This window comes from Janthinobacterium sp. GW821-FHT03C10 (assembly GCF_059420865.1).
The window spans coordinates 1,345,153-1,359,635 of sequence record NZ_JBWKUN010000001.1 but is presented as its reverse complement, the minus strand read 5'-3'; the positions used below and the strand labels follow the sequence as shown (position 1 = coordinate 1,359,635).

General features: G+C 68.1%; 10 protein-coding genes. 1 reads left to right on the top strand and 9 read right to left on the bottom strand.

The annotated features are described in order from the left end of the window. Positions 1-180, bottom strand: coding sequence for a hypothetical protein (locus tag AC07VH_RS05750; RefSeq protein WP_494787084.1), 180 nt, complete (start codon positions 178-180; stop codon positions 1-3). 213 nt (positions 181-393) lie between these two features. Here AC07VH_RS05750 and AC07VH_RS05745 point away from each other — a divergent pair, with 213 nt between their 5' ends. After that, entirely contained in the window at positions 394-1,299 is a 906-nt protein-coding gene (locus AC07VH_RS05745) for a LysR family transcriptional regulator (protein ID WP_489630578.1), read from the top strand. Between the two features lie 19 nt (positions 1,300-1,318). On the opposite strand, the gene AC07VH_RS05740 is transcribed toward AC07VH_RS05745, so the two are convergent. The 8 genes from AC07VH_RS05740 to AC07VH_RS05705 all read right to left on the bottom strand — a co-directional run bounded on the left by AC07VH_RS05740 (position 1,319) and on the right by AC07VH_RS05705 (position 14,379). Further along, a complete protein-coding gene (locus tag AC07VH_RS05740) occupies positions 1,319-2,755 on the bottom strand; it encodes an efflux transporter outer membrane subunit (RefSeq protein ID WP_494787083.1) in 1,437 nt (478 codons plus the stop codon). After that, positions 2,752-5,892 (bottom strand): efflux RND transporter permease subunit, encoded by a 3,141-nt coding sequence (locus AC07VH_RS05735; RefSeq protein WP_475416183.1) that lies wholly within the window; start codon positions 5,890-5,892, stop codon positions 2,752-2,754. Before AC07VH_RS05735 ends, AC07VH_RS05740 begins: the two co-directional genes overlap by 4 nt. A 9-nt stretch (positions 5,893-5,901) precedes the next feature. After that, positions 5,902-7,044 carry an efflux RND transporter periplasmic adaptor subunit gene (locus AC07VH_RS05730; protein ID WP_494787082.1) on the bottom strand — a complete coding sequence of 381 codons (1,143 nt, stop codon included), beginning with the start codon at positions 7,042-7,044 and terminating at the stop codon, positions 5,902-5,904. After that, on the bottom strand, positions 7,041-8,510 hold the full coding sequence (locus AC07VH_RS05725) for an MFS transporter (RefSeq protein WP_475416185.1): 1,470 nt from the start codon (positions 8,508-8,510) through the stop codon (positions 7,041-7,043). The genes AC07VH_RS05730 and AC07VH_RS05725 overlap by 4 nt, the downstream gene beginning before the upstream one ends. Before the next feature lie 120 nt (positions 8,511-8,630). Then, on the bottom strand, positions 8,631-9,488 hold the full coding sequence (gene cysE / locus AC07VH_RS05720; RefSeq protein ID WP_494787081.1) for a serine O-acetyltransferase: 858 nt from the start codon (positions 9,486-9,488) through the stop codon (positions 8,631-8,633). A 297-nt stretch (positions 9,489-9,785) separates the two neighbouring features. Continuing rightward, complete coding sequence (locus AC07VH_RS05715) at positions 9,786-11,114, bottom strand: hypothetical protein (protein WP_494787080.1); 1,329 nt, start codon at positions 11,112-11,114, stop codon at positions 9,786-9,788. A 130-nt stretch (positions 11,115-11,244) separates the two neighbouring features. Beyond that, positions 11,245-13,380, bottom strand: a complete 2,136-nt coding sequence (locus AC07VH_RS05710) for a T6SS effector phospholipase Tle3 domain-containing protein (protein ID WP_494787079.1) — start codon at positions 13,378-13,380, stop codon at positions 11,245-11,247. A gap of 141 nt (positions 13,381-13,521) precedes the next feature. Then, positions 13,522-14,379 carry an MBL fold metallo-hydrolase gene (locus AC07VH_RS05705; protein WP_494787078.1) on the bottom strand — a complete coding sequence of 286 codons (858 nt, stop codon included), beginning with the start codon at positions 14,377-14,379 and terminating at the stop codon, positions 13,522-13,524. Positions 14,380-14,483 lie beyond the last annotated feature (104 nt).

The window sequence follows — 14,483 nt, the reverse complement described above, 5'->3', positions numbered from 1 at the left end:
CTACAATGGCCAGCCGCAGGTGCCCCAGCCGGTGGCGTCGAGCGGATAGGCATCGGCCGGCGCGGCCGCGGCCTTGCCTTCGCTGCCTTCGCTGCCGTCCTGCTCCTGCCCAGGCTCCTGGAGCGGCGCCGCGCCTGCCGGCGCGAGGAAGCGCGCGGCCCAGGACAGCAGGCGGCTCACCGTGCGCTCCCCGGCAGCGGTGCCGGTGCGTGGTGACCGGCGCGGGCGGCATGGGCGGATGAAGGAGCAAGAATGGCTGGCATGTCGTTGTCGATCAAAGTGGCGATGCAGCCATCGTAGCGCCGCGCCGGGCGCGCCGGAAGGCGTGTGGCGCGCAATGTATCCATGCGTCCGGCGCCATGGCGCCGGCAAATCATGCTAAGGTAAGAAACTATGTCGCTACCCGATCTGAACCTCTTAATCACCCTTGATGTCCTGCTCGCCGAAGGCAGCGTCACGCGCGCCGCGCGGCGCTTGCGCCTGAGTCCATCGGCCATGAGCCGCGCCCTGGCGCGCCTGCGCGAGACGACCGGCGATCCGCTGCTGGTGCGCGCCGGGCGCGAACTGGTGCCCACGCCGCGCGCGCTGGAGCTGCGCGAACGGGTGGGCCAGCTGGTGGGCGAGGCGCTGGCCGTGCTGGGACCGGCGCAGCGGCTCGATCCGCGCCAGCTGGAGCAGACGTTCACGCTGCGTTCGAGCGACGGTTTCGTGGAAAATTTCGGCCCGGCACTGCTCGCGCATATCGGCGCGCAGGCGCCCGGCGTGCGCCTGCGCTTCGTGCAAAAGGTCGACCGCGAAAGCGTGCAGTTGCGCGAGGGCAGCATCGATCTGGAGACGGGCGTGATCGGCAGTTTCACGAGTCCGGAAGTGCGCACGCGCCGCTTGTTCGGCGACCGCTTCGTGGGCGTGGTGCGCAGCGGCCATGCGCTGGCGCAGGGCGAGATCAGCGCCGAGCGCTATGCGGCCGGCCAGCATGTGCTGGTGGCGCGGCGCGACCAGGATACGGGGCCGATGGATGACGCGCTGGCCGCGCTGGGACTGCAGCGCACGATCGCCAGCATCGTCGGCGGCTTCACGGCGGCGCTGGCGCTGGCCGCCGGCTCGGACCTGATCGCCACGGTGCCGGAGCGGCATACGGGCAATCTGCGCGCCGGCATGTTCAGCTTTGCGCTGCCGCTGCGCATGCCGGATCTGACCGTCTCGCTGATGTGGCATCCGCGCATGGACGCCGATCCCGCCCACCGCTGGCTGCGCGGCTGCGTGGTCGACGCCTGCGCCGGTCAGGCAGGCATAGCCTGACGGCGCCGGCAGCGTTGCTCTAGCGCGGCACGGGCCCGTCGAAGCCGCCGGCCATGGCCGTGTAGCTGCGTGCCGTGGCGATGGCCACGTCGCGGTGCGCCGTCACCAGCTGCTCCTGCGTGGCCAGGGCAATGCGTTCCGCTTCGAGCACGCCGAGCAGGCTTTCCGCGCCTTCCTGGTAGCGCACGCGCGCCAGGCGCGCGCTTTCCTGCGCCAGCTGGTGCGCCTGGCGCAGTTCCGCATGGCGGCCGCGCAGCTGCACCCATTGCGCGATGGCGCTGTCGGTCTCCTCCAGCGCCAGCGCCAGCGCCTTGTCGAAGCCGGCCTGCGCGGCCAGCACCTCGGCGCTGGCCGCGCGCGCGCGGGCGCGGCGCGTGCCGCCATCGAACAGCGGCAGGGAAAAGGCGGCGCCCGCATGCCAGCGCGCCGCATCGCCGCCATTCCAGTCGCCGGCCACGCCGGAGGCGCCGAACAGCGCGCCCAGGCTGATGCGCGGGAAGCGCTCGGCGATGGCGGCGCCTTCGCGCGCGCTGGCGGCCGCCAGCGCGCGTTCTGCCGCGCGCACGTCGGGCCGGCGCAGCAGCAGGTGGGCCGGTTCGTCCGTCAGCAAGGATTGCGGCAGCGCCAGCGGCATCGGCTGGTCGAGCGCCGCCAGTTCCGGCGCGTCGAGGCGCTGCCCGGTGAGGGTCGCCAGCCGGTTGCGCGCCACGCGTTCTTCCGCGTTCAGGCTGGGCAGGCGGGCGCTGGCCAGGCGCATCTGCGCCTCGGCGCGCATGCGTTCGGCCGGCGCGGCGCGGCCCGCGTTCTCGCGCTCGCGCACCAGTTGCAGGGTGCCGGACTGGTTCGACAGCTGCTCCTGCAGGCTGGCGCGCATCTGCTGCGCGCCGCGCAGGACCAGGTAGGCATCCACCACCTGCGCCAGGATCAGGCGCCGCACGTCGTCGCGCACGGCGGCGCGTTCGTCCGCCGAGGCCTCGGCCGCGGCGATGCTGTGGCGCACGCGGCCGAACAGGTCGAGCTCCCAGCTGAAGACGGCGTTCCACTGCACCGGCGAGGCGATGTGCGGCTGGCCGTCGCCGCTCTCGATGGCCGCCAGACGCGCGCGTCCGGCCTGGGCATCGAGATCCACCGTCGGCAGGCGGGCGCCGCGCGCCGCCTGCGCGAACTCGCTGGCGCTGGCCAGGCGCGCGGCGGCGATGCGCACGTCGTAATTGTCTTGCCAGGCGCGCTTGACCAGTTGCTCCAGCCTGGCATCGCCCAGTTCCTGCCACCACAGCGCCGGCGGCGCGCCGGCCTGCAGCTCCGGTGCGCCCGCCGAGGGCAGGACCGGCAGCTGCGCCGGCTCGAGCGCCCGCGTCGCCGTGGGCGTGCCGGCGCTGCAGCCGGCCAGGGCCAGCATGGCCGCCGCCAGCAGCGGCGCGGCGCGGCGCGTGTTCAGGTGTGTCATGCGGCTCATGCGGCTTCTCCCAGCGCGACCGTGTGCGTGGCGGGCGCCGCGCGGCGCCTGCTCAGCAAGGTGAAAAACAAGGGTGTAAACAACAGGCCCGACAAGGTCACGCCCAGCATGCCGGCGAAGACGGCCGTGCCCATCGACTGACGCATTTCCGCGCCGGGGCCGGAAGACAGCATCAGCGGTATCGCGCCCAGCAGGAAGGCCAGCGACGTCATCAGGATCGGCCGCAGACGCGTGCGGGCGGCGGCGATGGCCGCTGCGCGCGCATCGGCGCCGGCCGCCATCGCCTGGCGCGCGAATTCGACGATCAGGATGGCGTTCTTGGCGGCCAGGCCGATCAGCACCACGATGCTGATCTGCGTCAGCACGTTGTTGTCCAGGCCGCGCCACGACACGCCGATCAGCGTGGCCAGCACGCAGCTGGGCACGATCAGCACGACGGACAGCGGCAGCAGCCAGCTTTCAAACAGGGCCGCCAGCAGCAGATACACCAGCAGCACGGCCAGGCCCAGCACCATGCCGGTGCTGGCGCCCGCGTGTTTTTCCTGCAGCGCCAGTTCCGTCCACTCGTAGTCGAAGCCGGCCGGCAGGCGCGCCTTGAGCAGCTCTTCCATCGCGGCGATGGTTTGCCCCGTCGAGTAGCCGGGCTTGGTGCTGCCCTGGATTTCGGCGGCCGGATACAGGTTGTAGCGCGGCACGCGGAACGGCGCCGTGCCTTCGCTGAAGGTGGCCACGCTGCCCAGCGGGACCATGTCGCCGTTGGCGGCGCGCGTCTTCAGGGCTGCCAGGTCGGCCACGCTGCGCCGGTAGGGCGCGTCCGCCTGGGCGGTGACGCGCCAGACCCGGCCCATCAGGTTCATGTCGTTGACGAACACGGGCGCCATGTAGCTTTGCAGGGTCTCGTTGACGCGCAGCAGCGGCACGCCCAGGTATTCCGCCTTGGTGCGGTCCAGCTCGACCTTGACCTGCGGGCTCATGGCGTTGAACGGCGTGAAGGCGCCCATCACCGAGGGCAGCTTGCCCGCTTCCTCGGCGATGCCGCGCGCGGCCGCCTGCAAGGCTTGCGGTCCCAGGCCGCCCGTGTCGCGCAGCATCAGCTTGAAGCCGCCGCCGGTGCCGATGCCGGGCACGGAAGGCGGCGGTATCACCATCACGCGCGCCGCGCTGATGGGCGCCAGCTTGCCGCGCAGGGCGCCCAGCATGGCCGGGCCGTCCAGGCCATCGCTGGCGCGCGCGCCGAAGTCCTTGAACATGGTGAAGATGACGGCCGTGTTGGGCGCCGAAGTAAACGTGGCGCCGTCGGTGCCGACGAAGGCGGCCGTGTGGGCCACGCCCGGGTGGCTCATCAGGCGGGCCGTGGCGTCCTGCACCACTTCGCTGGTGCGCGCCAGGGTCGAACCGGCCGGCAGCTGGATCGAGACGATGGCATAGCCGCGGTCCAGCTGCGGCACGAAGCCGCGCGGCGTGACGTCCAGGCGCCACAGGGTCAGGCCCGCCAGCACGAGGTACACGGGCAGCATCAGCCAGCGCCGCGAGAGGATGCGCCCGGTCAGTTGCACATAGCCTCCGGTCAGGCGGGAAAAGCCGCGGTTGAAGATGGCCATCCAGCGCGCGCCCAGGCTGTTGGCGTCGTGCTGCGGCTTGAGCAGCAGCGCGGCCAGGGCCGGCGACAGCGTCAGCGAGACCAGCGCCGAGATCACGGTGGAGGCGGCGATGGTGACGGCGAACTGGCGGTAGAACATGCCGGAGATGCCGTCGATGAAGGCCGTCGGCACGAACACGGCCACCAGCACCAGCGCGATGGCGACGAGGGCGAAGCCCACCTCGTTCATGCTGCGCTGCGCCGCGGCGACGGGGCTCATGCCTTCCTCCATGTGGCGCTCGACGTTTTCCACCACCACGATGGCGTCATCGACGACGATGCCGATGGCCAGCACCAGGCCGAACAGGGACAGGGTATTGAGCGTATAGCCCATCGCGGCCAGCACCGTGAAGGTGCCGACCAGGGACACGGGAATGGCCAGGATGGGAATGATGGCGGCGCGCCACGAGCCGAGGAACAGCAGCATGGCCAGGCACACCAGCAGCGCCGCCTCGAAGATGGTGTCGCGCACCTTGTCGATCGAGGAGCGGATGAATTCGGTCGGGTTGTAATAGGCGTGGTAGGCGACGTCCTGCGGGAAATCGGCTTCCATTTTGGCCAGCTGCGCCAGCACGCGGTCGCCGGTGGCCAGCGCGTTCGAGCCGGGCAGCAGGCTGATGCCCAGCGCGATGGCCGTGCGGTTGTCGACGAAGCCGCTTTCCGTGTAATCCTGCGCGCCCATCTCGACACGCGCCACGTCGCGCAGGCGCACCACGCCGCCGTCGGCATGGGCGGCCACGACGATCGCCTCGAATTCGGCCACGTCGCGCAAGCGGCTTTGCGCCTGCACCTGCACCTGGTAGGCGCCGTCGCTGCCGCCGGGCGGCTGGTTCAATACCCCGGCGGCGACCTGCGAGTTGGCTTGCCGCACGGCGGCGATCACTTCCGGCGCGCTCAGGCCCAGCGAGGCCACGCGCGCCGGGTCGAGCCAGATGCGCATCGAGAAGTCGCGCGCGCCGCGCGTGTAGATGTCGCCGACGCCTTCGATGCGGGCCAGCTTGTCCTTGACGGCGGTGCCGATGAAGTTGGAGATGTACTGCTGGTCGCGCGTGCCTTTCGGCGAATCGAACAGCACCACCATCAGCAGGTCGGGCGAGGCCTTCTTGACGGCCAGTCCCAGCCGGCGCACGGCTTCGGGCAGGCGCGCCTCGGCCACCGCTACGCGGTTCTGCACCAGCGACTGGGCCTGCTCGACGTTGGTGCCCGGCTTGAACACCACGCTGATGGTCAGCTTGCCGTCGCCCACCGATTGTGAGGACATGTAGAGCATGCCGTCGACGCCGTTGATTTCCTGTTCGATCGGCGCGGCGACCGTATCGGCGATTTCCTGCGCCGAGGCGCCAGGGTAGCTGGCCTTCACCGTCACCGTGGGCGGCACGATCTCGGGAAACTCGGAGATCGGCAGGCGCATGGCCGACACCGCGCCCACGAGGGTGATCAGGATCGACAGCACGATGGCAAACACGGGACGGCGGATGAAAAATTGGGAAAAGCGCATGGTCACTCCTTAGGTGCCGCTGGCGCGGGGAGCCGCCACCAGGACCTGGTCGCCCGGGCGCACCTTGGCCGCGCCGGAGACGATGACCCGGTCCTGCGGCGCGAGGCCGGACAGCACGATCTGCTTGTCACCCTGCAGGCCGCCCAGTTCCAGCTTGCGCGGCGCCACCTTGCCCGCCGCGTCCACGACGAACACCATCTTCTTGTTCTGGTCGCTGAGGATGGCGGCGTCGGGTACCAGCAGGCGCTCTTGCGCCGCGCCGACGGGAATGCGCACGCGGGCAAAGCTGCCCGGCATGACGGCGCGGTCGGCGTTGGCCAGGCTGGCGCGCAGGCGCACCGTGCCCGAGCGGGCGCTGATCTCATTGTCGACAAAGTCGACGCTGGCATCCTGGGCGGGGCCGCCGCCATCGAGCGCCAGTTGCACCTTGGACGGCAGCTTGTTTTGCTGGCGCAGGCGCTGGAAATCCGCTTCCGACAGGTCGACCATGGCGCGTACGGGGCTGTGCGCGACGATGGTGGTCAGCACGCCGCTCTGCGCCGCGCCGCCTGCGACATAGTTGCCGACGTCGACGCGGCGGTCCGACACGGTGCCGGCGATGGGTGCGCGCATGGTGGTGAAGGACAGTTCCAGTTCGGCGCTGCGCAATTCCGCCTGGCTCAGCATGACGGCCGCCTGCGCGCCTTCCAGCTCGCCGCGCGCCCGTTCCAGCTCCTCGGTGCTGGCCGCGCCCGTCTGCTGCAGCCGGCTGCTGCGCTCGAACTGGGCCGTGGCCAGCTTGCTGCGCGCATGGGCCTGGGCCAGGCTGGCCCGGGCGCGGTCGCGCGCCGCCGCGAAGGGGCGCGGGTCGATGACGAATAGCGCATCGCCGGCCTTGACCTGCTGGCCATCGCGAAACGCGATCTGCTGCAAATAGCCCGACACGCGCGAGCGCACTTCCACGCGCTGCGACGGCTCGATGCGGCCCGTGTAGTCGAGGTTCGCTTGCACCATCGACGTTTCCGGCAGCGCCACGGAAACAGTTGGCTTGGGCGGCGGACCGCCAGGCGCGGCCTGGGAACGGCCGCAGCCGGATAAAGTGGCGCTGCAGGCCACGGCCAGCAGCAGTAACAGCGGGACGGGCAGGGAGGGGGTCGGACGGGGGCGCATCATGCGGGGTCTCCAGAAGGCGTAGGGGGCTTGGCCAGGGCGCGGCCGAGCGCGAAAATGGCCAGCGCGGCGAGTATCAGCGCGCTGGCGACGGCAAAGGTGGCGTGCATGCCACGGATCATGGCGGCTGGCTGGGCGCCGGCGATATCGCTGGCGCTGGCAAAAAAAGCGAAGACGGCGCCCATCACGGAGGCGCCCGTGACGAGGCCCAGATTGCGCGACAGATTGAGCATGCCGGAGATGAGGCCGCGCTGCTCGGGCACGATGTCGCCCATCACGGCGGTATTGTTGGCCGCCTGGAACAGCGCGTAGCTGGCCGTGAGCAGCATGATCGGGGCGACGTAGCCGGGGATGCCCAGGCTGGCCGGCAGCAGGGACAGCGCCAGGCAGGCGGCGGCCGCGCCGCACAGGCCCGCGCCGCCCATGCGCTGCGCGCCGTAGCGGTCCACCAGCCAGCCCGACGGCACGCCGCAGAACGCCGCCACCAGCGGTCCGGCCGCCAGCACCATGCCGGTGACGGCGGTGCCCAGGCCCAGGCCGCGCGCCAGGTAGAAGGGACCGACCACCAGGGTGGACATCATGACCGTCGACACGAGCATGCTGGTCGCCAGGCCGGCGCTGAGCACGGGCGCGCGCAGCATGGCCAGGCGTATCAGCGGCGCTGGCGCCTTCAGCTCCACGTAGACGAACAGGGCGCCGCCCACGCAGGCGGCCAGCAGCAGGGCCACGTTGCGCATGCCGAAATGGCCGCGGCCCAGGGTCATGGCCAGCGCGTACGCGGCCAGGGTCAGCGCCAGCAGCAGCGTGCCGCGGTGGTCGAAGACGGGCCGCTTGGCGTGCGCGCCGTGCTGGTCGGCCGGCAGGAAGCGCCAGACCATCAGCAGCGCCACGCCGGCCAGCGGCACGTTGACGAGGAAGATGGATTGCCAGCCGAAGCGCGCGATCAGCAGGCCGCCCAGCGCGGGGCCGAGCGTGGTGCCGACGGCCGACATGGTGCCGAGCAGGCCCATGGCGCTGCCCGTCTGCGCCTTGGGCACGGTGCTGCCGACGAAGGCCATGGTCAGCGCCATCATGACGGAGGCGCCCAGGCCTTGCAGGGCGCGCGCGGCGACCAGCAGCCACAGGGTGGGCGCCAGGGCGCACAGGATGGAGGCGGCGGCGAACAGGGCGATGCCGGCCAGCAGCAGGCGGCGCCGGCCGATCATGTCGCCGAGGCGGCCCACGCTGACAATCAGCGCGGTGATGGCCAGCAGGTAGGCCAGCACGATCCATTGCACGTCCTGGAACGGCGCATGCAGGGCCTTGGCCATGTCGGGCAGGCCCACGTTGGCGATGCTGGTGCCCAGCGCGGGCAGCAGCATCGACAGGGACAGGCTGGCAAGCGCGCCGCGCACGGGCATCGTGGCGGCGCCGGCCTGGGCGGCCTGCTGGCTGGGTGTGGGGGGTACGGGTTTTGACGGCGAATTCATAAGGTGGCTGATCCATCCAATAAGAGTCATTACATGGTACTGAGGGATTTGGCATGGCGGAAGACGCATCATTTGCACTATGTTGTTGCGTTTGACGCCATGTCTTGTGCGTGGGCGCCGCTACAGCATCTGGTTCATCTCGAAGGCGGGCGGGGTGTCGGCCAGGTGGTAGCGGACGATGCGCCCGGGAATGCCGGCCACGGTGCAATGCGCGGGCACGTCGCGCAGGACCACGCTGCCGGCGGCTACCTTGCTCATGGTGCCGATCTCGATGTTGCCGAGGATTTTGGCCCCCGCGCCCAGCATCACGCCCGAGCGTATCTTCGGATGACGGTCGCCATGTTCCTTGCCGGTGCCGCCGAGGGTGACGTTCTGCAGGATGGAGACGTTGTCGTCGACCATGGCCGTTTCGCCGATGACGATGCCGCTGCCGTGATCGAGCATGATGCCCGCGCCGATGCGCGCGGCCGGATGGATGTCGATGCCGAAGACGCCGGCCGCATGGCTGGACAGGGAATACGCGGCCTCGCTGCGGCCCGCCGTCCACAGATGGTGGGCCATGCGGTAGGTCTGCAGGGCGTGAAAACCCTTCAGGTTCAGCAGCGCGTGCAGGCTGTCGGGGCAGGCGGGATCGCGCTGTGCGATGGCCGCAAGGTCGGCCGTGATGCTGGCCAGGATGGGCGGCTGCGTGCTTAAAATATCCTCGAACAGGGGCCGCAGCACGGCCGGGCGCATGTCGCGCGCGCCCAGGCGCTGGGCCAGGACGGCGGCGAGCAGTCCGGCGGGGCTGTCGTGCGGCAGTATCAGCTCGTCGAGCATGGGGCGCAGCAGCGGCTCGCGCGCGGCGAGCCGCTGCGCCATGCCGCGCACCTGCGTCCAGACGCTGGCGATGCCGTCGGACTGGCTGGCTGCGGCGGCATCGATGCGGCGCAAGGGCGGCGCGGGCGGCAGGGGGCTGGCGTAGGTCAAGTAGGTCATCGTGGTGCCTGTCCAGGCAAAGGAGGGGGAAGTGGAGCGCATGGCAACAAGGCCGGCGCCGGCTGGCAAGGACCCGGAGTCCCGGAAGGCCGGGCCAGGCCGATTGCGGGTACACGATAAGCCGCCACGGGGAGCGAAGCAAATCGTAAATACTGAGCGCGCGGCTCACGATTCCTGATGCTTGGGCGCGCAAGAGGCGAGCGCCGGCGGGTTGGCTGCGGCGTCCGGGCCGGATGCTGCATGGGAGCGTGCACGCATGGCGCGCAGCGTGAAGGGCGCTGGCCAGCGCCCCGGCCTTTATTTTGAGTACCCCTGCATGTCGTCCGCCGTGTCGTGGCGGATGCCCCACCAGGGCAGGTAGGCATGGTTTTCACCACGGGCGCGGAACCACGGCTTGTCGTGGGCGATGGGGCGCACCGTTGCCGGTGGCGTGACCAGCACGCCCGTGACGCTGTCAGGATCACTGGTGCCCGCCACCAGCACGGGCTGGCCGACGTGGTTGGCATGGGCGATGCCCAGGGCGACATTGGTCAGCGCCGTGCCGGCGCCCATCTCGCCCAGCAGGGCCGGCGTATTGAAGGTCTGCGGCAGGAAGTCGAAGCCCGGCACTTCCAGGCTCAAGGCATGCGCCAGCTGGCGCAGCCGGTCGGAGGAGGCGGGCAAGGTTTTGTTGGCGTCGTGGATGACGTAGCCGATGTCTTCTTCCGTCTTGCCGCCCAGGCGGGCCGCCTCGGCGAACGCCGCCTGCCACGCCTGCACGGCGCGCGGCGGCTTGTCCTTGGCCAGCGCAAAATCGGCCACGCTTTTCGTGGCCGGATAGCCTATCCACGCCAGCGCCGCCCGCTCCGTCTTGTAGCCGGGGCCGGCCAGCACGAGCAGCACCAGGTTTTCATTGATCTGCATGGGCTTCGGCCGGCTCGGCGCGTCCCAGTTCATGACCCACACGGTTTCCTTCGGATGCGTTTCCAGGTAGGCCAGCGCGGCTTTCAGGGAGACGAAGCCCGCGTTGTTGCCGCCCAGGGTGATGCGCACGTCGGGCGGGGTGGCGCGGGTCCAGAGGGTGGGGAAATTGGTATTGCCGATGCTGAAGGTGTCGGTGATGCGTTCGCGTATAGTGTTTCTTGCCTCCTCTGGATCCAACTTGCCCGCAGGCAGCGCATATTCCACGTGGATGCCTGCCAGTTCACGCCAGTTCTGTTTTTGATCCTTGGGATAGACCCGATAAAAGTAGGTGGGGCTGGAGTAGTAAATGTCATGAAATAGACTGGTCAATTTCCGCACATACTTATAATGATAGCCCTTGAACGTTTCCGTTCCATCGAGATCGTGAGCAATGGGGGCGACGGCCTGCAAGGTGCTGAAACCTCTGGGATCCGTCCTGACCATATCGTCATTCTTGTTGGGTTTGGCCAATCCCAAGGTCCATAGCAGTTGCCACTCGGTCGGATAGTCGAGCCGCTGCAGCGGATTGAGCCACTGCAGGCCCACGACTTGTGCCCGGAAGGGAACGTGGGCCGTGATTGTTGGGAGATCGTCTTCTTTCTGCGCAGGTTTCACGGCACAGGCTGTCAACAGCGCAAACATGGAGAAAGCGGCGAGCATGGGCAGCGCGAGGAACTGTTTCATGAGGTCTCCAGGTGAATGGACAGTCTGGTGGCCGGCATAGCCCGGCCAGATGGACCAAAGTGCCAGGAAAATGACGAAGAGAAATGTGGTGAGCGCCCAGGCCAGTCGCTGGCGCGGCGTGGCAATGAACTTACGCACCGTCAGTCCTCAGCGCAAAGTTGGTGGGCGGGTCGGCAGGCCTGGCATTCTGGCGCTCGTCAACGATGCTTTTCGGTTTTCTGGCTGGGCTGTCTTTGGCGTTAGCCCATTTGTATAAAGATGTCTTTTTGAATTTTCCGCTATCGTAATACTCAAAAAACTCGGCGCTATCATCGGTGGCATTGAGAGGCTCTAATAAGCTCCAATCCGCCGCTACCCGTAACTTGCGCAACGCCTCCCGCCTGATCGTGCACACCCCCACCGCCACGTCATACGCCAGCGCCTTTTCCGCATGCTCGGGATTGGTCATGATGGTCGAGTGATCGGTGGCGTGGGTGTCGATATTGGCGGCCAGGTAGCTCTGGATTTCGTTCTTGCGCCAGGCATTGAATTCCTTGCTAGCCTCTTCCGGCTCGTCCACCGCCGTCACCGGTTTGCCTTTTTCGACCCAGCCGTCGCGCCTGGCCTGCATGCGCAGCATGCCATTCTGTTCGTAGCGCAGCGCCGCCTCGGTCTGCGCATCGCCCTTGCCCTGGGATCGGTAAGGCGCATACGCATCGTCGGCTTCGGCGGCGCGGTCCTTGTGCAGGGAGTCGGCGGGGGCATCGCAGTCTTCGTCAAATTGTTCGCTCGTATCGGCAAAGCGTTTCGAATGGGGCAGGAAGGGCTCGGGCAGCCTGGGCGCCGTCATCGGCAGCCGCCAGGTCTTGGGCGGCAGGGCGTTGATGCGCGTGCCGGCAGTCTTGGCGAGAATGATGACGATGGGCGCAAACAGAAAGGTCAGTATCTTGCGGCCGATGCCTTTGCTGGCCCGCATGCCCTTTTCGATCGAGTACTCGGCGACCAGCGAGCGCGGGTGCCAGAAATCGAGGCTGTCCGGCGTCAAGGGCTGGCCATTGCGCTGCCAGATATCGTAGTCCTTCTCATCTTCCTGGCCGACAAGGTGATTTTGCGCAAACACGCGCTGGGTGAAGATCCCTTCGCCGCCCGTATCGGCAATTTCCTGTGCCGACATGCCGCGCCAGCCTATGCCCTGCACGGGCGTGGCGGAAATCACCTGGTCGTGCGGATTGAAATACAAGGTAACCCGGCCATAGGTGGAGCCATGCAAACCGTAGTCTGCGCGGTCGAACGCGGCCGTATAGCTGTTCTTGCGCGCAGGCTTGCGATTGGCGCTGTACTCGTCGACAAAGGCGGCATCCTGCTGCATGGCCGGACGGGTGCGCAAGATATTGAAAAACGCTTTCAAGGTTTGCGTGCGCGCCTCATACTTTTGCCGGCCCGTGTTGCCATGCTCATCCTTCAGATGGCCGCTGACCCAGTTTTCCGTGAAGTTGCTGTCGAGCAGGCTGTAGGGCGGGTTGCATAGTACATAGGCGTCGGCCACGGCGGAGGCGCCCAGCGTTTCGCCGAGAAAGGCGGCCGCCATGGCCACCATATTGCCCTGGCTATGGCAGACGATGGTGACGGGCGCGTCGTGCTGGCAAGCGCGTATCGACTGTACGAGATGTGCCAGGCGCCAGGCGGCGAACACGAAGTACGGGCGCGGCGGGCAGGCATACACTTGCCGGTCATTCGTCGGGTTCATGTGCTGGATATGCATCCACAGGAACAGCTCCTCCGACAAGCCCTGGTTCCACAGGTCAGGCAGGGCGCTGCAGCCGTTGGCGAACGGCCCGCCGCCCCAGTAATTCTTTTCGTTCAGATAGATGCCGTCGCCGAATGCCTGCAATTCCTCGCCGTTGGCCTTGTAGCCCCAGCGAAAGCGGATCACGGGCGAATTGGCGTCGTCTGCCTGCAGGAAGGTGGTGGCGTTGCGCTTGGGATTGAGGAAGCCGTCATCCGTCAATTCGCGCGCGTAAGTGGCGGCCTGCATCTTTCCGGCGGCCGGGCCCGGGATTTCCAGGTCTTCGTCGCGGCGCTTCAGACGGGCATTCAGCCCGGCGCACAGGCCTTGCTCCGCTTGCTCATACCATTCGCCGTCGGAATTGACGCCATGCACGAAGATGACGATGCCGGGACGCGGCAGGCGCGTGACGGCCTGGAGCAGCGCGTGGCTGAACAAGGCCGTGCCTTCGGCTTCGGCCAGCAGCAGGCAATTCGTATCGAGCGTAGGGTCGGGCGACATGCGGGCGCTCCGTCAGCGTTAAGCAGGAAAAAGCGGCGCCAAAGTGAATTCAGGCAATCTGCACTGTATGCGGATTGCCTGAGGTGGAACTTGCGTGGTGTCAAGAAAGGAGGGGAGGCGGGCGGGCAGTGCCCGCAGGGATCAGATCGCGTTCAGCGGTATCTTGAGATAGCGCACGCCGTTGTCTTCCGGCTCGGGCAGCTTGCCCGCGTTGATGTTGACCTGGATGGCGGGCAGGATCAGGGTCGGCATGTCGAGGGTGGCGTCGCGGCCCGTGCGCATGGCTACGAATTGCTCTTCCGTGATGCCGTCGCGCAAGTGGATGTTGTTGGCGCGCTGTTCGGCCACCGTCACTTCCCAGCGCGGGGCGCGGCCGTTGGGCGGGTAGTCGTGGCACATGAACAGCCGCGTTTGCGGCGGCAGGGCCAGCAGGCGCCGCACGGAGCGGTACAGCAGGGAAGCGGAGCCGCCGGGGAAGTCGCAGCGGGCCGAACCCACGTCCGGCATGAACAGGGTGTCGCCGACAAACACGGCGTCGCCGATCTGGTACGCCAGGTCGGCCGGCGTGTGGCCCGGCACGTGCAGCGCGCGCACTTCAAGCTTGCCGATATGAAACACCTGGTCGGGCGCGAACAGCTGGTCGAACTGCGAGCCGTCGGCTTTGGCGCCGTCCTGGTGGTAGACGGCGGCGAAGGCCTGCTGCACCGTCTGGATGGCGGCGCCGATGGCCACGTCGCCGCCCAGCTGCTGCTGCAGGTAGGGCGCGGCGGACAAGTGGTCGGCGTGCGCGTGGGTTTCCAGCAGCCAGCGGCACTGCAAGCCGTGTTCGCGCACGAAGGCGATCACCTTGTCGGCCGAGGCGGTCGAGGTGCGCCCCGCCTTGGGGTCGTAGTCGAGCACGGAATCGATGATGGCGCAGTCCCGGCCATCGGCCTCGTAGACAACATAGGTGACGGTGGCGGTGGTCGGGTCGAAGAAGGCTTGGATTTGTGGAGTCATCGCGGCGGCAAGGGACGGGCAAGGGAATGGCATTATATCGCCAGAGTTCGCTAAAAAAATGCTGCAAATTGACATTTGACATGCGAAAAACAGATAAGCCCCCG